This window comes from Promicromonospora sp. NPDC060204 (genome assembly GCF_042728455.1).
Taxonomy (GTDB): domain Bacteria; phylum Actinomycetota; class Actinomycetes; order Actinomycetales; family Cellulomonadaceae; genus Promicromonospora.
On the sequence record NZ_JBHWZO010000033.1, the window covers coordinates 16,288 to 34,151 of the forward strand.

General features: G+C 70.9%; 11 protein-coding genes. 4 read left to right on the forward strand and 7 right to left on the reverse strand.

The window, feature by feature from the left end; genetic code table 11:
- Positions 1–1,176, forward strand: a complete 1,176-nt coding sequence (gene wecB / locus ACFWEJ_RS06820) for a non-hydrolyzing UDP-N-acetylglucosamine 2-epimerase (protein WP_377228452.1) — start codon at positions 1–3, stop codon at positions 1,174–1,176.
- Complete coding sequence (locus ACFWEJ_RS06825) at positions 1,173–3,116, forward strand: XcbB/CpsF family capsular polysaccharide biosynthesis protein (RefSeq protein ID WP_377228441.1); 1,944 nt, start codon at positions 1,173–1,175, stop codon at positions 3,114–3,116. Before wecB ends, ACFWEJ_RS06825 begins: the two co-directional genes overlap by 4 nt.
- A 90-nt stretch (positions 3,117–3,206) precedes the next feature.
- Here ACFWEJ_RS06825 and ACFWEJ_RS06830 read toward each other — a convergent pair whose 3' ends face one another.
- From ACFWEJ_RS06830 to ACFWEJ_RS06855, 6 genes are all read right to left on the reverse strand, one after another.
- Positions 3,207–7,091 (reverse strand): CDP-glycerol glycerophosphotransferase family protein, encoded by a 3,885-nt coding sequence (locus ACFWEJ_RS06830; protein ID WP_377228442.1) that lies wholly within the window; start codon positions 7,089–7,091, stop codon positions 3,207–3,209.
- Positions 7,088–7,480 carry a glycerol-3-phosphate cytidylyltransferase gene (gene tagD / locus ACFWEJ_RS06835; protein WP_377228443.1) on the reverse strand — a complete coding sequence of 131 codons (393 nt, stop codon included), beginning with the start codon at positions 7,478–7,480 and terminating at the stop codon, positions 7,088–7,090. Before tagD ends, ACFWEJ_RS06830 begins: the two co-directional genes overlap by 4 nt.
- Positions 7,477–10,545, reverse strand: a complete 3,069-nt coding sequence (locus ACFWEJ_RS06840) for a CDP-glycerol glycerophosphotransferase family protein (protein WP_377228444.1) — start codon at positions 10,543–10,545, stop codon at positions 7,477–7,479. Before ACFWEJ_RS06840 ends, tagD begins: the two co-directional genes overlap by 4 nt.
- Positions 10,542–11,801, reverse strand: coding sequence for a UDP-N-acetyl-D-mannosamine dehydrogenase (gene wecC, locus ACFWEJ_RS06845; protein WP_377228445.1), 1,260 nt, complete (start codon positions 11,799–11,801; stop codon positions 10,542–10,544). The genes ACFWEJ_RS06840 and wecC overlap by 4 nt, the downstream gene beginning before the upstream one ends.
- A gap of 20 nt (positions 11,802–11,821) precedes the next feature.
- Positions 11,822–13,771: a glycosyltransferase gene (locus tag ACFWEJ_RS06850; RefSeq protein WP_377228446.1), complete on the reverse strand. Its 1,950-nt coding sequence runs from the start codon at positions 13,769–13,771 to the stop codon at positions 11,822–11,824.
- A 229-nt stretch (positions 13,772–14,000) separates the two neighbouring features.
- On the reverse strand, positions 14,001–15,074 hold the full coding sequence (locus ACFWEJ_RS06855; protein WP_377228447.1) for an LCP family protein: 1,074 nt from the start codon (positions 15,072–15,074) through the stop codon (positions 14,001–14,003).
- A 244-nt stretch (positions 15,075–15,318) separates the two neighbouring features.
- Between ACFWEJ_RS06855 and rfbA the strand changes: the two genes are divergently transcribed.
- A complete protein-coding gene (rfbA, locus tag ACFWEJ_RS06860) occupies positions 15,319–16,182 on the forward strand; it encodes a glucose-1-phosphate thymidylyltransferase RfbA (protein ID WP_377228448.1) in 864 nt (287 codons plus the stop codon).
- A 17-nt stretch (positions 16,183–16,199) separates the two neighbouring features.
- Here the strand turns inward: rfbA and rfbD are convergent, their stop codons facing one another.
- On the reverse strand, positions 16,200–17,072 hold the full coding sequence (gene rfbD / locus ACFWEJ_RS06865; RefSeq protein ID WP_377228449.1) for a dTDP-4-dehydrorhamnose reductase: 873 nt from the start codon (positions 17,070–17,072) through the stop codon (positions 16,200–16,202).
- Positions 17,073–17,126: 54 nt separating this feature from the next.
- Here rfbD and ACFWEJ_RS06870 point away from each other — a divergent pair, with 54 nt between their 5' ends.
- Positions 17,127–17,750, forward strand: a complete 624-nt coding sequence (locus ACFWEJ_RS06870) for a dTDP-4-dehydrorhamnose 3,5-epimerase family protein (RefSeq protein ID WP_377228450.1) — start codon at positions 17,127–17,129, stop codon at positions 17,748–17,750.
- Positions 17,751–17,864 lie beyond the last annotated feature (114 nt).

A 17,864-nucleotide genomic window follows, 5' to 3' on the forward strand; every position in this document is an offset into this window, starting at 1 on the left:
ATGACGGTCTACGGGACACGTCCGGAGGCCATCAAGGTGGCCCCGGTCATCACGGCGCTCGAGGCCGACGACCGGTTCGACTCCGTGACCGTCGTGACCGGCCAGCACCGCGAGATGCTCGACCAGGTCAACGAGGTCTTCGGCATCGTGCCCGACCACGACCTCGACGTCATGAGCCACGGTCAGACGCTCGGGCAGATCTTCGCCCGCGTCATGTCCCGGCTCGACCCGATCCTGGAGGCCCGGCGGCCCGACGTCGTCGTGGTGCAGGGCGACACGTCGACCTCGACGGCCGCCGCGCTGGCCGCGTTCTACCGGCGGATCCCGGTGGTGCACCTGGAGGCAGGCCTGCGCAGCGGCGACATCATGTCGCCGTTCCCGGAGGAGGCGAACCGGAAGATCACGTCCCAGATCGCTTCCCTGCACCTCGCGCCGACCCTGCGCAGCCTGGCCAACCTCGTGGCGGAGGGCGTCCGGCTCGAGGACATCGCCGTGACCGGCAACACCGTCATCGACGCGCTGTACCTCGCCGTGGAGCGCCGGACGGCGTTCACGGACCCGGGCCTCGAGCGGGTCGCGGCGTCGGGCCGCCGGATCGTGCTGGTGACCACGCACCGCCGGGAGAACTGGGGTGCCGCGATGGAAGGGGTGGGCCGCGCCCTCGCGCGGATCGCCCGCCGGTTCCCCGACACGGAGATCGTGCTGCCGGTGCACCGCAACCCCGTGGTGCGCGACGCCGTGCTGCCGCACCTCGACGGGCTGGCCAACGTCACCGTGACCGAGCCGCTCGGCTACGGCGAGTTCACGCACCTGCTGTCGCTCTCGACGCTGGTGCTCACCGACTCGGGCGGCCTCCAGGAGGAGGCGCCGAGCCTGGGCAAGCCGGTGCTCGTCATGCGCGACAACACCGAGCGCCCCGAGGCGGTCGAGGCCGGCACCGCCCGGCTCATCGGCACCGACGAGGAGCGGATCGTCGCCGAGGTGAACCGGCTGCTGACCGACGACGCGGCCTACGCGGCGATGGCGCAGGCCATCAACCCGTACGGTGACGGACGCAGCGCGAGCCGGGTGCTGGACGCGACGGCCCGCATGCTCGCGCCCGAGGTGACCGGCCTGCTGCCGGACCTCGTGCTGGACGAAGAATTCACTGCCGTTACTGCAGAGGGTGGAGCATGAGCAAGACCAGGGTCTTTATCTATGGTTCGTGCGTGTCACGAGACACGTTCGAGCACTTCGATCCGGAGCAGTTCGAGCTGGTCCAGTACGTGGCGCGGCAGTCCGCCCTGAGCGCGACGACCCGGCCGGTCGAGCTGATGGCCCCGCCCACGCTGGAGTCGCGGTTCCAGCAGCGGATGGTCACCGGCGACTTCGGGTCGAGCCTGCGGAGGATGCTGCCCGACTTCGCCGAGCACGTCGACGTGCTCCTGGTCGACCTCACCGACGAGCGCCTGGGCGTCTACCTGCTGCCCGACGGCACCGTGCTGACGCGCTCGGTGGAGCTCATCCAGTCCGGCGCCGAGAACCACCTGCCCCAGGGCACCCGTCACCTCGCCTTCGGCACCCAGCAGCACTTCGAGTACTGGCAGGGGGCCATCCGCGCACTGGGCGAGTCGATCCGCGGCGTCATGCCGCACGTGGGCATCGCCCTGCTGGACATCCCCTGGGCGGAGTGGTCGGAGAGCGGTCAGCCCACGCCTGACTCGTTCGGCGTCTCCGCCGCACAGGCCAACCCGGTGTTCCGGCCGTACGTGGAGGCCGCGGCACAGGCCCTCGGCGCCCACGTCGTGACCGTGGACCCCGCCACCGTGGTGTCCGGCCCGCACCACCCGTGGGGCGATGCGCCGTTCCACTACGCGGAGCACGTGTACCTGGACGTCGTCCGCCAGCTGACCGGCATCGAGGGGCGCGTGGTGTGGGGGCCGGGGGCACAGCCCGTCACCGGCGGCCACCGCATGCCGAGCGCGGACGTACCGCGTGTCATGAACCCGGCCGGCCCGCAGACCGGCTCCCGCAACGTCGTCCCGGCGCACACCGCCAACGGTGCGGGTGGACCCGGCGCGGCGCCGAAGCCGAAGAGCACGGCCGTGGTCAAGGCGACCATCGCCGACGGCGCGGCGGGCGTCGCCGCGGAGATCGAACGCAACGGGGCGCTGCCGAAGTTCCTCCATCTCGATCTGCTCGGAGTGGTCCCGGACGGGAGGAACCTGATGCAGGCGGCGCGGCAGGACCAGCGTGCTCGCGATGCTCTCAACTTCCTCACCAACAACGGCTTCTACATCTACAAGGTTGATGCGGGTACGACGCGGCTGGTCCAGCACGACGAGCTGAGGAATCTCTGGCAGGCGGTGAAGAGCGGGACCTACAAGATGACGCCGGACAACAAGGTCGTCTACCAGTTCTCACCTGCGACCAACGGCAGGACGACCAAGCTCGTGGTCGTCTTCTCCCCGATGACCGACCGGCTCGAGACAAGCATCAACCGTCACTTCTTCCAGACGTACAAGGCGATCCAGAAGCACCTCGTCCCGGGGACCGGCGTCCTGCGGATCGCCGATCTCGGTGGCGTGCGAGGGTCGTTCTACCTCAACACGACCTATCTCCCGGGGAACAGCGACCGGATCAGCCGGTTCATCGGCGAGTTCATCGCCGAGAACGCGATCGCCCAGGAGAAGGTGGTTCTGTACGGGCCCTCGAAGGGCGGGACGGGCGCGCTGCACCAGGGCCTGCTGAACACCTGGAACTTCGTGGCCGTCGACCCCATCCTGAACGACGCCCACTACGAACAGAACCATGCCGACGTGCACTTCACCTCGGGAGGAATCTTTCCCGAGACCAAGGAAGCAGTCTTCGGTCGGCTGGCTCAGTACGCCCGCGGCGCCCAGTACCCGGAGTGGTACCACCCGGTCGTCGTCACCTCGCACCGATCACCTCAGTACGACTACATCGGTGCGACGCTGGCGCCGATCGGTGACCACATCACCTTCCTCGACTCGGACAACCAGAAGATCAAGACGCATTCCGACGTTCCGGGGCAGACGATCCAGCATCAGGCGATGGCCCTCAACGCACTCCTCTCCGGGTTCGGCCTTCCCGCAGGAATTCACCAGGTCGCCTGAGGAACCAGCTACCGCGCATCGCAGTTGAAAGAAGGGCCTTGAGACCCGGTGGGGTCTCAAGGCCCTTCGGCCTTCGGACACGTGGACCCGCTACGGCCGGCGCACCGCTTGAACCAGTTCGTTGAACTCGGCCCGCGCCCGCCTGTTGAAGGCCTCTGCGTCGAACACGCCGACGGCCTCGCCCGTGCCGTCCAGGGTCTCCAGCACCGCTTCCGCCAAGGCCTCCGGGGAGGGTTCGACGACGCGGCCGTACCCGAGCTCGACCGCCTCCCGGATGCCCGGGGTCGGATAGGTGACGATTGGGGTGCCGAGGATCATCGCCTCGAACAGCACCTGCGGCTGCCCCTCGTGCGTCGAGGTCATCACGAAGACGTCAGCACGCCTCATCAGCGGCATCGGGTTGGCCAGCTGCCCCGTGAACACGACGGAGGGCGCGATCCCCGCCTCCACGACCGCAGTCTTGAGGAACCCTTCCAGGGGGCCTGAACCGACGACGACGAGCTTGGCGTCGGGTCGCTGCCCCAGGACGCGCTTCATCGCCCGGACGGCGTCGACCTGGTTCTTCTCCCGCGAGAAGCGCCCCACGACGACCACGAGCGGTCCCTCGTGCTCCTCGAGCCCGGCCGGGAGATCGGCCGCCTGCGCGGCGCGGGCGACCACCTGCTCGTGGTCGAGGGCGTTGTGCACGGCGGCCATCGGCTTGCCGCGCAGGTAGCCGGCCGCCTCGAGCTCCGATCCGTTCAGCTCGGCCGTCGCACCGGAGACGCTGGCGAGACCCGTGAAGTCCCGGTACTGCTGGAAGACCGCCTCCAGGGACGGGTACTTGGTCTCCTTCTCCGCGAGCATCTCGTTGTGGAGAAAGGCGTAGGACCGGTGTCCAGAACCTTCGGCGGCGGCGAGGAGCGACATCCAGAACGTCGAGTACCCCTCGAACTCGACGAGCGTGACCGGACGCGTCGTACCGAGCAGCCGTCGCAGCTCGCGCTGATAGCCCTTGCGGACGAGCTCCCACTGCGGCTCCGACAGATAGGAGTGCTTCGTGAACCGGTCGATGAGCCAACGCTCCTCGACCGACACCACCATCGCGCCGTTCCTGGTGATCAGTGAGACGTCGGACGGTACCTTCGCCAACGTCTCCAGCCGGTCCGGGTACCGCTCCACGATCGCCGGCTCCATGAGGAGCGCGGGCCGGTACCGCGACCGGTCGAGGTTCGCGAGCAGGTTCAGCAGCGACGTCGAGATCCCGTTGGGGATGAGCGAGGAGAAGAAGACGACCGCCTCGGCCTCGCCCTCCGCCCTGGCCCTCGGGGTGGCCGACACGTCGTCGCGACGGCGGACGATCAGGTCGAGGCAGCGGGCCGCAGCCTTCCCGTCCTCCGCGGCGGTGAAGCGCCGTCGTGACTCCTGGTACCGAGGGCCGGGCTCGAAGGGAGCGGTCCGGCCGAGCTCCTCCCGGAGCTCGGACCGGGTCCGGACGACGTCGTCGAAGACCTCGTCGGGCCGGAAGTACACGCCACGTTCCGCGACGTACTCGTCGAGGTCGGGCGTGTACAGGATCACCTGACGCCCGGTGACGAGGAAGTCGAACATCAGGCTCGAGTAGTCCGTGACCATCACGTCGACGCAGGGAAGGACGTCGTACGTGTCGATGTCGGCGGGGACCTTGATCGCCGGCACCTCGATGTCGCCCACGACCGCCTCGACCATGTGGTGCACCCGGTAGAGGACGATCGTGCCGGGCACCGAACCCATCTCCGTGAGGTCCTGGACGACCGACTCCGCGTCGATGGTGCGGTGCTCGCCGCCGCCGCGCCACGTCGGGGCGTAGAACACCACTCGTTCGCCGGCGCCGACCCGCAGGCCCAGCCGGTCCAGCGCCGCCTGGCGCTCCTCGTCGCCCGCGACGACCAGCGCGTCCAGGCGTGGCGACCCGAGCGCGTCCGCCACCCCTCGATAGGTGACGTCGAGGTCGTAGTCGTGGACGAGCACGTCCCGGGTGTGCGCGTTGGGAGCGACGACGTGGGTCGTGTTGCGCAGGTTGCGCGCGACGTTGGCGTACTCGGCCACCCCCGTGCCGATGCGCTTGCCGAGGGTCTTGAGCGGCGTTCCGTGCCAGGTGTTGAGGTAGAGCTGGCCGTCGCGACGGGTGACGTAGTCCACGAAGGACGTGTTGTTCACCAGCGTGCCCGCCGTCGCGAGAGTCCGGACGTGCAGCTCGCTGCCGTACGTCGCGAGGACGGTCCGGCGATCGGACCGGACGTCGACGGGGACGTCGGTGTCCGCCTTGACCACCCAGACGAACGTGTGGTCCCGGAAACGGGCGTCGCGCAGCATGGCCCGGTAGATGGCCAGCGGGTTGCAGGCGACCTTGTCGCCCCAGTACGACTCGAAGAGCACCGTCCCCTCGGCGACCTCGTACCGCTCGGAGTACTCGACGTACAGGGCGCGGCGCCGGGCGTGGTCCGTCCCGGTGATCGTGCCGAGCGGGAGCCCGTCGGGCAGGGCGAACTCGCGCCCGTCGAGCAGCAGGCGAGCGGCAGCCTCCTCCCGTCCGAGATCCGCCAGCACGAGTGCGTGCTGAGCACGGTTGCGCAGGTCGATCTCCGGTGCACGCCGTTCGTACTCGCGGTAGGCCTCGTCGGCCGCACCGAGGTCTCCCGCCGTCGACAGCGTCTCCGCGAGCCGCAGCCACAGCGCCGGATCGGTGGGAAGGATGTCGACGCCCGATCGGGCGTAGGTCAGCTGAGCCGCTGCGGAACGGTCCTGGATCAGGTCCCGCACCTCCGGCCGTTCCGCGGACGGCGCGTCGTCGCGGTCGTGCCGCGGGAGCAGCTCAGCGGCGAGGTCGTCCGCCCCGGCGAACCGGAGCAGCGCGTCGAGCGCCTCCGCCGGACGTCCGTCGTCGAGCAGGCACCGGCCGAGCCGGTAGAACCAGTCACGCTGCGAGCGCCCGCCGAGCTCGAGCGCGGCCGCGTACCCGTCGATGGCGGCGGAGCGGTGTCCACCCCGTTCCAGGGCGAGGGCCCTCTTGTAGTGCCGGTACGGAAGACGCGCGTCGAGCCCGAGCGCGATGTCGAACCACCGGACCGCCTCCTCCCAGAGGTACTGCCGCTCGAACGCGTAACCCGCCTTGAACGCCAGCTCCGCGTCACGGACGCCCTCGTCCCAGCGGGCGACGAACCGGGCCGCCGCCTCGCGCCAGTCCCCCTGACGCTCGAAGAAGATGCCCGGCCCCACGATCATCGTGCGGGGGTCGTTGTCCAGGCGGCACGCCTTCTCCAGCTCGCGCCTGGCCTGCGCCGTCCGACCGAGCTTCTCGGCCGCGAGCCCGGCGAGGAGGTAGGTCGGGGAGTCGGCCTGGTGGGACTGCTCCAGTCGGGCCACGACCCGCAGCACGTCCTCGTCCCGGCCCAGGTCGTGCGCGACCTGCACCTGCTGCGTGTATCCGTCCGGGCTGTCCAGGATCGGCGCCACGAGGTCGAGGATCTCGTGCTTGCGCCACAGCGGGACGCTGTTGTCCAGCATCTCGAACAGCGCCGCGGCAGCCCTGACGTGCTTCGGGTCGAGAACGACGGCCGTCTCGAACCGCTGCATGGCCTGGCCGCGGTTGCGGAGCGCCTGGAGGCAGCGGCCGGCGCGGTAGTGGCGCTCCGCCACCGTGGGGTCGATCGCGAGCGCCCGCTCGTAGGACGCAAGTGCGTCGGCGTAGAGCTTGCGGCGCTCCTGGACGAACCCGAGCCGGTGGTGCCACACCGCCTGGCTGTCGTCGATCGCCAGGGCACGTTCGAGCCTCGTCTGAGCGCCGGCGAGCCGGTCGGCGGCGATGTCGAGCACTGCGAGCCGGTAGTGCGCCGCGGCCGCGGCGGAACCCTGACCACCGGCTGCCACCTTCAGGCCGACCTCGCGAACCTGCTGGGATACCCCCGTCTTCACCTGACGCCCCATCTTCTCCGTCTTCCTGACCAGGTCGCTCAAGACGCCTTCGTCAGCTCTGCCTTGATCTGCGTGGTGGAGATCTCCGGTGTCCGAGCCAGGTACACGACCTCGCACTGCGTCTTGAGCTCGTTGAACTTGCCGGCCCAGTCGTCGCCGATCACGAAGGTGTCCACCTGGTAGAGGCCGATGTCCGAGGACTTCTGCTCCCAGGTGTGCTCGGGGATCACCAGGTCCACGTGGCGGATCGCCTCGAGCATGCGCTTGCGGTCCTCGTACGAGAAGTAGGCCTTCTTGCCCTTGCCCGCGTTGAACTCGTCGCTGGACAGGGCGACGATCAGGTAGTCACCGAGCGCACGCGCTCGCCGCAGCAGCTCGATGTGCCCGTAGTGCAGCATGTCGAACGTTCCGTACGTGATGACGCGCTTCATCGAATCTCCTTGGTACCGATGTGTTCCGCCTCGCCTGCGACCTCGAGGTCCAGGTGGCGGGAGATCTTCTCGACGAGCCGACGCCGCTCGTCGCGGACGTGTGTCCCGTCCAGGGGCGGTGCCGCACCCGCCGCCCCGCTCTCGAACGCCGCGCGCACGGCGGCGGCCAGCTCGTCCGGCGTCGCGGTGAGGGGCCAGGGCGAGGTGGCGGGCCAGTCCCCGTAGAAACCGCGCTCGACGTCGCGGTACCACTCGAGGTCCGGCGCGTAGACGATCGCGGGGCGCCGGGTGACCGACCAGTCGTGCAGCACCGACGAGTAGTCGCTGACCAGCAGGTCGGCCGCGAGCATCAGCTCCTCGACCGACGGGTACTCACTGACGTCGAGCACCCCCGCACCGGTGGCGGCGGCCCGGGCCGAGACGTGGTGGCTGCGGACCAGCACCCGCGCGTCGACGGCCGCCGCGAGCCCGTCCGGGTCCAGGGCCTCGGCCCAGCTCCCCGCCCGGGACCGGTTCCGGTGCGCCTCGCGCCACGTCGGGGCGTAGAGCACCACCCGCTCGTCCGCACCGATCCCCAACCGCTCGCGAGCTCGCTCGCGGACGCCCGCGCTCTCGTACAGCACGCCGTTGGACGGCTGCTCCACGACCCAGGCCTCGCCGTCGTACCCGAGGCCGGTCCGCAGGTTCTGCTCGGCTGCCGGCGTCTGCGCCAGCAGCAGGTCCCACATCGGGACCTGGCGTCGCATCATCCGCCGGTAGGTCAGTGGCGACGCGGAGTTCGGCAGGTCGAACAGCAGTCGCTTGATCGGCGTGCCGTGCCAGGTCTGGAGGAAGAACTGGCCCGGCCGCTTGACGAACCAGTGCGGAAAGTTGTTGTTGCTCACCAGCACCCTGGCCGTCCCCAGCACGCGGTGCCACTCGGCCGAACCGATGATCAGGGCCTTGCCACCGTCGGGGACCGGTACCGAGAGGTCCCGCACGGACCAGTACATGGCGGCGTCGACGCCGGCCGCGCGCAGCGCGGCGAACACGGCGCGGGGGCTGCCCTCGCACGACTTGCCGTTGAAGGTCTCGAACACGATCGCCCGGGTGAGGGCGCCTGTCGGCGCGGCGTCGCGCAGCCTCCGCTGTCCGGCACGAGACCGTTCCTCGGCGGTCAGCGGGGCGCTCACGGTCAGGCTCACGGCGTTCTCGCCGTGCCGCTTCATGGCTGCTCGCTGGAGCTCACCGTCAACGGCGACCGGGCCCTCCGTGAGGGTGTGCCCCGGCCGTGCCCAACCCACCAACGGCCCGTCGTCCTTGGTCGACCAGCGCACGAAGTAACCGTCGCTCGGGAACGCCGCGCCGACGGGCGCGATCATGGCCTCGAACGAGCCGTCCGGAGCAGGGGTCACCGAGGTCTCGAACGACTGGCGTGACGTGGAGACACCGACCCGGAGCCGGGGCACCACCGGCGACACGCTGCCCACGACCACGACGCGCGGCCCGTCGACCCGCACCCCGTCCATGCGCACACGCGTCGGACCGAACCCGCTGCCGCGCGGCTGCGCCGGCACCGGACCCGCGACCTTGCCCGAGGGGAGGCTCACCGCGAGGTCTGCGGTCCAGCGCTGTCCCCCGAGCTCGAGCGCGACGACGAGCGTGACGTCCCGGTCCTCGGGCCCGTCCGTCTTCACCAGCGCCTCGAACCCGGACCGCGCGTACGACCGCCAGGGGTCGCCGCTCTCGACGTCGATCTCGGGGTCGGTAACCGGATGCAGCTCGCACCCGGTCTCGTCATCCGCCCCGTTCCGGCGGCCGACCGAGGTCACGAGACCTTCGGTCGCCGGATCCAGGCCCGGAAGGTACGCCCATCCGGTCACCGACAGCAGCCCTGGGGCGACCCACCCGGTGCGCAGGACCCCGACCCCCGGCTCGAGCAACGCGGGGTCGACGGTGAGCAGGTTCGCCGGGATCCGCGTCGTCAGCCGCCCGAGCACCTCCGGCACGGCCCGCAGCGTCCCGGCGTCCACCACGAGCGGCACCGCGGTGGTGTCCTCCGCACGGGTGCCCAGCAGCTCCTCGGCGTCGTCCCGGGCACCTTCGCTGATCACGTAGCTCAGGAGCCGGTCCGACACCGGGATCCGCGCCCATACCTCCGGCGAGGCGCCGTCCGTCAACCGGGCCGCCGTCCGCTGCAGCACGGCCCAGTAGGCGTCGTCGCACTGAGGCACATGGGCGGCGAACATCCCGAGGTCCGTACCGAGCCAGCGGGCCCAGACCCGGTCGCGGACCTGCGCCGGGGCCTCGGCAAGGAGGGGGATCTTGCGCTCGATGACCGCGACGCGGTCCTCGAGGTCCGAGAGCTCCTCCTTGTGCTGCGAGCGCGAGCCCCGGCCCTCGGGCAGACGCCACGAGTACACGTCGCGCTCCAGCAGGTCGAACCGGCGCGCGCGCAGCGTAGCACGCAGTGCGGGCTCGCGGTCCTCGTAGTTGCCCGCCTCGGGGAAGGGTCCCACCGCGCGTCGCCAGAAAGCCGTGCGGTACATGCGGTTCCAGACGACCGGTTCGTCCGCGGCCTCCGGCGTCCGGGCCGCGGTGGTGCCGAGCACGTCGGTGCGGTGCACCCTGGCCACCACCTTGGGGCGGTGGCTCCCGGTCGCACCGTGGCGGAGGTACCCGCCCATCACCATGTCGGTGCGCGGCCGCCGCAGCCTGCGGACCATGTCGTCGTACGCCCCGGGAAGGACGACATCGTCCGCGTCGACGAAAGCGAGGTAGCGACCCCGGGCGAGCTCCACGCCGAGGTTCCGCGCGGCGCCCGGACCCTGGCCCCCGCGGGTCCGGGTCGTGCGCAACCGGCGGTCACGGGCCCTCAGCCGGGCCACCAGCTCTCGGGACCCGTCGGTGGACCCGTCGTCGACGACGATCACCTCGAGGTCGCGGAGGTCCTGGTTGAGCACGCTGCGGATCGCCGGCTCCAGGTACTCGCCGCCGTCCCTGCAGGGCATGACGACGGACAGGCGCGGCCTCCTGGCCCGGCGCACGACGCCGCCGAGGAACCGTCGGAAGGGGGCCGCGATCATGCCGTCGACGCCACGACCGGACCGACGAAGCTCAGCACCCGCTTCGCGTCGGCGAGCGATCCGTCCCTGATCTCCGAGAACGCAGAGTGCCCGACGAGGAGTGCGATGACGTCCGCACGCGCGACGGCGTCCTCGACGGTGCTCAGGACGACGTTGCGGCGGTTCGCCAGCTCCTTCGGCAGCTCGCCGACATGCGGCTCCACCACGAGGATCTCGGCCTGCGGGTACTCGTCCGCCAGCGCACCGACGATCCGGCGCGCCGGCGACTCGCGCAGGTCGTCGATGTCCGGCTTGAACGCGAGGCCGAGAGCCGCGATCACGGGCTTGTCCGTGCCCTCCACTGCGGCGCGCACCTTGTCGAGCACCCAGCCCGGCTTCGTGTCGTTGACCTCCCGCGCCGTCCGGATGAGCCGCGCCTCCTCGGGCGCGGCGTCGACGATGAACCACGGGTCCACCGCGATGCAGTGCCCGCCCACGCCGGGCCCAGGCTGGAGGATGTTGACCCGCGGGTGGTGGTTCGCGAGCCGGACGAGCTCCCAGACGTCGATGCCAAGGCGGTCCGCGATGACCGAGAGCTCGTTGGCGAACGCGATGTTCACGTCGCGGAACGAGTTCTCGACGAGCTTTGCCATCTCGGCGGTCTTCGCGTCGGTCAGCAGGATCTCGCCGTGGCAGAACGCCCGGTACAGGTCACGCGCCCGCTCCGCCGCCTCGTGCGTGAGCCCGCCGACGATCCGGTCGTTGGTGACCAGCTCGACCATCACCCGTCCGGGCAGCACGCGCTCGGGGCAGTGCGCCGCATGGAACGTGGGTCGCCCGTCGGCGCCGTCCAGGCTCAGGTCGGGACGCGCCTCGATGATCCAGTCGGCCAGCTTCCTCGTGGTCCCGGGAGGCGAGGTCGACTCCAGGATGACGAGCTCACCGCCGCGCAGCTGCGGCGCGATGGCCTGGGCCGCCGCCCGCACGTACGACAGGTCCGGCTCGTGGTCGCCCTGGAACGGCGTGGGCACCGCGACGATGAAGCAGTCGGCCGGCTCGGGGCTCGTGACGGCCCGCAGCTTGCCGCTGGCAACGCTCCCACTGACGTAGGCGGCCAGGTCCGGCTCCACGAACGGGACCTCGCCACGGTTCACGGCGTCGACCGTGCTCGGGTTGACGTCGATGCCGGTGACGGACATCCCGTTGGCAGCGAGGATCGCTGCCGTCGGTAGCCCGATGTACCCGAGGCCGACGACTCCGACGCTGCTGATGCCCATGTTTCTCGTTCCCCGCACTCTCAGAAGATCACGTGCGATGTCGCACGCCCGTAGAACTTGACCTGGCCGCTCGCGAGCAGCTCGGCGTCGGCGACGTCCCAGGAGTGGCCACCCGCGGCAGACCGCACCTGGACGAAGTTGAACCGGTCGGCCGAGAACACCGTGCCGCCGCCGCGCACCACACCCTTGAGGAACCGCGAGTCCTCGCCGCGGCTCACTGCCTTGAACCGCACCGCGGCGGCCACATCGCGCCGCGCCACGATCGTCGGCCCCATCACGAAGTCCGTGTACCGGTGCTCCCGCTCCGCGAACCGCAGGATCGTCGCGTCGGGGCCCTCGAGGTACATGTAGTGCGCCTGCTTGCCCACCACGTCCGCGCCCGAGTACGCCAGCGCGTACAGCTGGTCGGACAGGTACTGCGGCCCGTACAGGTCGTCGTCGTCGATCTTGGCCACGACGTCGCCGTCGGCCGCGTCCAGCAGCAGGTTCAGGCACGTGCCCAGCGGCACGTCCGCCGTCGCCGTCAGCAGCTCCAGCGAGCCGACGCCGGCCTCCTTGGCGCGGGTGCGCAGGTCGGCGTCGTCCGCCTCGAAGCCGTGCGTGAGCAGCGCGACCTGCAGGTCCACGCCCTCCTGGGCGCCGAGCACGCCGAGCACGTGGTCGAGCTGGTGCGGGCGGTTCGTGGAGACGAGGGCGGTCACGGTCGGTCGCGCGACGACGGCCGAGCCGGCCAGGCCCACGTCGGCCAGCACCTTCTGCGACCGGGCGGCGTAGGTGTGCTCGCGCCAGATGCGGCGCTGGCCCTTGTGGACCGCGCGGTCGCGCAGCTCGGGCGAGCGCACGAGCGCCCGGATCGCGTGCGCGCCGGCCTCGCGGGTCTCGGCGACGAAGACCTCGTCGCCGGGGAAGTACTCCCCCACGGCCGCGCTCGGCGTCGAGACGACGGGCGTCCCGGACGCCGTGATCTCGAAGATCCGGCGCGCGCACATCGACGGCGAGCCGACCACGGAGTTCACGTTGAGGAAGACCTTGTACTCGCGGTAGGCGGTCAGCATCCGGTCGTAGTCGAGCGAGCCGACGACGCGCCCGTCCAGCGGCGCGGGGAACTGGTACTTCTCGTCCTTGCCGCGGAACCGGCTGAAGATCTCCAGGCCGTGCCGCATCCGGGGCGACACGTCCAGGGCCGCACCGAGCAGCAGGTCCATCTGCTCGCGCCGCTCCGGGTACTTGTGCGCGAAGTACATCCCGGCGAACGCGACGTCCCGCTCCGGGCCGCGGCCGTGCAGGCGCACCGGGTTGTGGACGGCGGGCTGCGCGGCGAACTCCAGCACGCCCACCCGGTCGTGGCCGAGGGCCTCGACGTAGGCGGGCACGCGGTCGACGTCGGTGGTGTAGACCCGGTCGAACAGGCGGGCGGCGTCGAGGAAGTCCGCGAAGTGGACCGGGTCCTCCTTGTTCCAGAACACGGTCGGCACGCCCGCCGCACGGCAGGCCGCGACGAGCTCGGCGAAGGCCGGGCGCGGGGCCGACGTGCCGGTCAGGTGGTACTGCCACGCGCCGTCGTTGCCGTTCCACGCGGACTCCACGAAGAGCAGGTCCAGGCCGCTCGCCAGCTCGTCCTGCCAGGTCGTGGGGGTCAGCGCCACCTGGTGCCACTCGGGCGCGAACGCGAGCCGCGAGAAGTCGTCCAGGATGACGCCGACCCGCAGGTCGCGCGGCCCGCCGACCGGGTCGCGCCCGGCCGCTGCGCCGTCGACCACGGTCCCGCGCGCCGCCAGACCCGACGTCGGACGGGCCGGCCACGGGTCGAACACCAGGCCGTCCTTCGTCAGGCGCGAACCGCCGACCTGCCCGGCGAGCGGCACCTGCTGCCTGCGCAGATGCGTCCGAAGCTGCTCGATGCCGCCCTGCCGCAGGTGCCACACCGCGCGACGGAGCCCTCGCACCACGCCCGGCGCACGATCCTTCACGGCAAGAATGTCCTTGTCTGCCCGAGGGCATTCAGCGATAAGGGCACCCCGCCAGGCGCGAAAAGAGAAGGTGCCGGAGGTCCAGGATGCGCCATTGGTGAACTGATGCTACAAGCGGCGCATGTCCCCCAATTGCGATAGCGGGTGAAAGGGGCGGAGATTCACCCGGGCAATATTTCGGCCGGTCAACTTTCCGCGGCACCGCGGCCTCGACCGCTCGTGGCCGCGGCTACTCCACGACGGCGGGCAGCGTGTCGATCCCGCCGGGCTGCTCCGCGAGGTAGACGGGCAGCTCGTCGCGCGCCACGGCCGCCATGAGCGGGTCGAGCGCGTCCCGGTCGAGCAGCACGATCGACTGCCCGTCGTCGCTGCGGCCGGTACCCGAGTAGGGCGCGGTCAGGAACGTGATGTCGCTGGTGGAGAGGTCCTTGGCGCTGACGGCCAGCTCCAGCATCCGGTCGATCGTGAGGTCCGGGTCGACGGCCACGGCCCGCACGGCGGCCTCCAGGAACTTGGACATCTTCAGCAGGTCGCTCTTGTTCTCGGTGGCCTTCGAGGCGATCGCCCGCATCCAGGCCTGCTGCCGCTGCACGCGGCCGAAGTCGCCGTTGGCCAGGGCGTACCGCTCGCGCGTGAACTCCAGCGCCTCCTGGCCCGTCATCGTCTGCTCCACCGAGCCGCCCGCGCCGTCGGGCACCGTGATCTCCACGCCGCCGAGGGTGTCGGTGAGCGTCGTGAACGACTCGAAGTCGCTCACCGCGAAGTGGTCGATACGCACCCCGGTCAGGGCCTCGACCGTCTGGACCATCAGGCCCGGGCCGCCGAAGGAGAACGCCGCGTTGATCTTCCCCTCGCCGAAGCCGGGGATGTCCACCCAGGAGTCCCGCGGGATCGAGATCACCGCGGCCGACTTGCGGTCCCCCGACAGGTGCAGGAGCAGGATCGCGTCGGTGCGCTGCGCCCCGAGCTCCCAGGCGGAGGGGTCGCCGGCGGAGATCCGGCTGTCGGAGCCGAGCGCCAGGATGTTCACGGGCGCCGCGGTGCCCTCCACGGGCGCCGGCTCGGGGCGGGCGGCCTCGTCGATGCCGGCGAACGGGTCCTCGATGCGCTCGATCTTCTCGTCGAGCGAGATCTTGTAGCCGTAGTAGGCCATGGCGCCGCTGGCGCAGACGAGCACCAGGGCGCCGACGATCACGAGCGCGACGAAGCCCTTGCCCCGGCGACGACGTCGCGCGGGAGCCGCCTCTGGTTCGGCGGGGGGCGGCGCGGTAAGGAGGTCGCTGACTCCATCAGGTCCATGCATACCCATCTGATTACCGCTCGGACGACCGGCGCCGCATCACCCTGGGAAAGAGATCACCCGTGGTTCACCCGGCCTCTGACCTGCACGATGACGGCCCGTGTGCGAGAACGGGATTTCATCCGGGTGAATTCTCCACGGGAATTTCCTGATGAGAGAAAGACGGCGGAGGAAGAGCAGGAGAACACCCCCCGACCACCCGCTTCCACCCTTCGGTGACCGGCCGTCGCGTGGCAAGATCCGGCTCATGCGCGGAATCATTCTCGCCGGCGGTTCAGGGACACGGCTGCACCCGATCACCCAGGGCATCAGCAAGCAGCTCGTGCCCGTCTACGACAAGCCGATGATCTACTACCCGCTGTCCACGCTGATCCTGGCCGGGATCCGCGACATCCTGGTCATCACCACCCCGCACGACGCCGACCAGTTCCAGCGGCTGCTCGGCGACGGCGCGCAGTTCGGCATCTCGATCACCTACACGACACAGGCGTCGCCCGACGGCCTCGCCCAGGCGTTCGTGCTCGGCGAGGACTTCCTCGGCGCCGAGTCGGCCGCGCTCGTGCTGGGCGACAACATCTTCTACGGCCCCGGCCTGGGCCATCAGCTCACCCGGTTCGCCGACCTCGACGGGGGCGCGGTCTTCGCCTACCGCGTCGCCGACCCCACCGCCTACGGCGTGGTCGAGTTCGACGAGCACGGCAAGGCGCTCTCCCTGGAGGAGAAGCCCGCCCGGCCCAAGTCGAGCTACGCCGTGCCCGGCCTGTACTTCTACGACAACGACGTCGTGGCCATCGCGAAAGGGCTCGAACCCTCGGCGCGCGGCGAGTACGAGATCACCGACATCAACGCCGAGTACCTGCGTCAGGACCGGCTCCAGGTCGAGGTGCTGCCCCGCGGCACCGCCTGGCTCGACACGGGGACCTTCGACTCGCTGCTCGAGGCCTCGGACTACGTCCGCACCATCGAGCGCCGCCAGGGCCTCAAGATCGGCGCCCCGGAGGAGGTCGCGTGGCGCCGCGGCTTCCTGTCGGACGACGACCTGCGCGCCCGGGCGGAGAAGCTCACCAAGTCCGGCTACGGCACGTACCTGCTGAGCCTGCTGGACTCCTGACCGCGAGCGCCTCGCGCTCAGCGGGGGCCAAGCACCGTCGGTGCCGCCGCCTTCCAGCGGTCCGCCCAGTCGCCGATCGGCTCCACTCCGACCTCCCGGAGCCTGTCGTGCCCCAGCACCGAGTACGCCGGCCGGGGCGCCGGGAGCTGGTAGGCGGCGCTGGTGGTCGGGTCGACCGGCGTCGTGAGCCCGGCAGCCGCGACCACCTCGCGGGCGAAGCCGTGCCACGTCACCTGGCCCGACGCCGTCCCGTGGTACAGCCCGCCGGGCGCCCGCGCCGCCACGAGCCGCACGATCAGGTCCGCCAGGTCCGCGGTCCAGGTGGGCTGGCCGACCTGGTCGTCCACGACGCTCAGCCGGTCCCGCTCCCCCGCCACGCGCGCGATGGTCTGCGGGAAACACTTCCCGCCCGCGCCGTAGAGCCACGCGGTCCGGACCACGAGGGCGTCGGGCGCGTACGCCCGCACGGCCCACTCGCCGGCGGCCTTGGTGCGCCCGTAGGCCGACTTGGGATCCACCGGCGCGTCCTCGGCGTAGGGCTGCGTCGCGCCGCCGTCGAACACGTAGTCCGTGGAGACATGGACCAGGCGCGCCCCGGACGCCGCGGCGGCGCGCGCGAGGTGCGCGGGCCCGGTCGCGTTGGCGGCGAAGGCCTCCGCCTCGTGGGTCTCGGCGTCATCGACGGCGGTCCACCCCGCGCAGTTGACGACGACGTCGTGGCCCGCCACGGCGTCGAGCACGGCCGAGGCGTCGGTGATGTCGACGTCGGACCGGCGGATCCCGGCCACCTCGTGGCCCGCGCCGCGGGCGGCGGCGAGCATGTCCTGGCCGAGCATGCCGGCCGCGCCGAAGACCACCCACTGCTGTGCCGTGCTGCGTCCGCTGGTCACCCTAGGATCCTATCCAGGGCCGCAGGACCGTCGACGAACCACGCGAGGAGTTCCATGGAGTACCGCGAGCTGACCGTGCCCGGCGCCTTCGAGATCACCCCGAAGCAGTTCGGGGATCCGCGCGGACTCTTCCTGGAGGCGTTCAAGGCGGGCCCGTTCGCCGACGCCGTCGGGCACGCGTTCGACCTCCAGCAGGCCAACTGCTCGGTGTCGGCCGCCGGAGTGGTCCGGGGCGTCCACTTCGCCGACGTGCCGCCCAGCCAGGCCAAGTACGTCATGTGCGTGAGCGGCGCGGTGCTCGACGTCGTCGTGGACCTCCGCGTGGGCTCCCCCACCTTCGGCACCTGGGACGCCGTCCTCCTGGACGACGTCGACCGCCGCGCCGTCTACCTGTCCGAGGGCCTGGGCCACGCCTTCATGTCCCTGGAGGACGCGTCGACGGTCCTGTACCTGTGCTCGGCCGGCTACGCCCCGGGCCGCGAGCACGGCATCCACCCCCTCGACGAGGACCTGGCCATCACCTGGCCCACCACCGCCAGAGACGGCACCCCCCTCAAGCCCCTCCTCAGCGACAAGGACGAGGCAGCCCCCACCCTGAAAGAAGCCCAGGCCCAGGGCCTCCTCCCGACTCAAGAATCAGTCGACGCTTTTCTCGCCACCCCAGCGACCAGGCCCTGACGGAGGCCAAGTACGCAACCACCCGGCCAGCAACCAAGGGCGACCCGAGCGCCAGAGGTCCGGGCGAACGTGAGGGGTGCGCCGCCGTAAAACCGTAGCGGAGGGCCCCTGGGG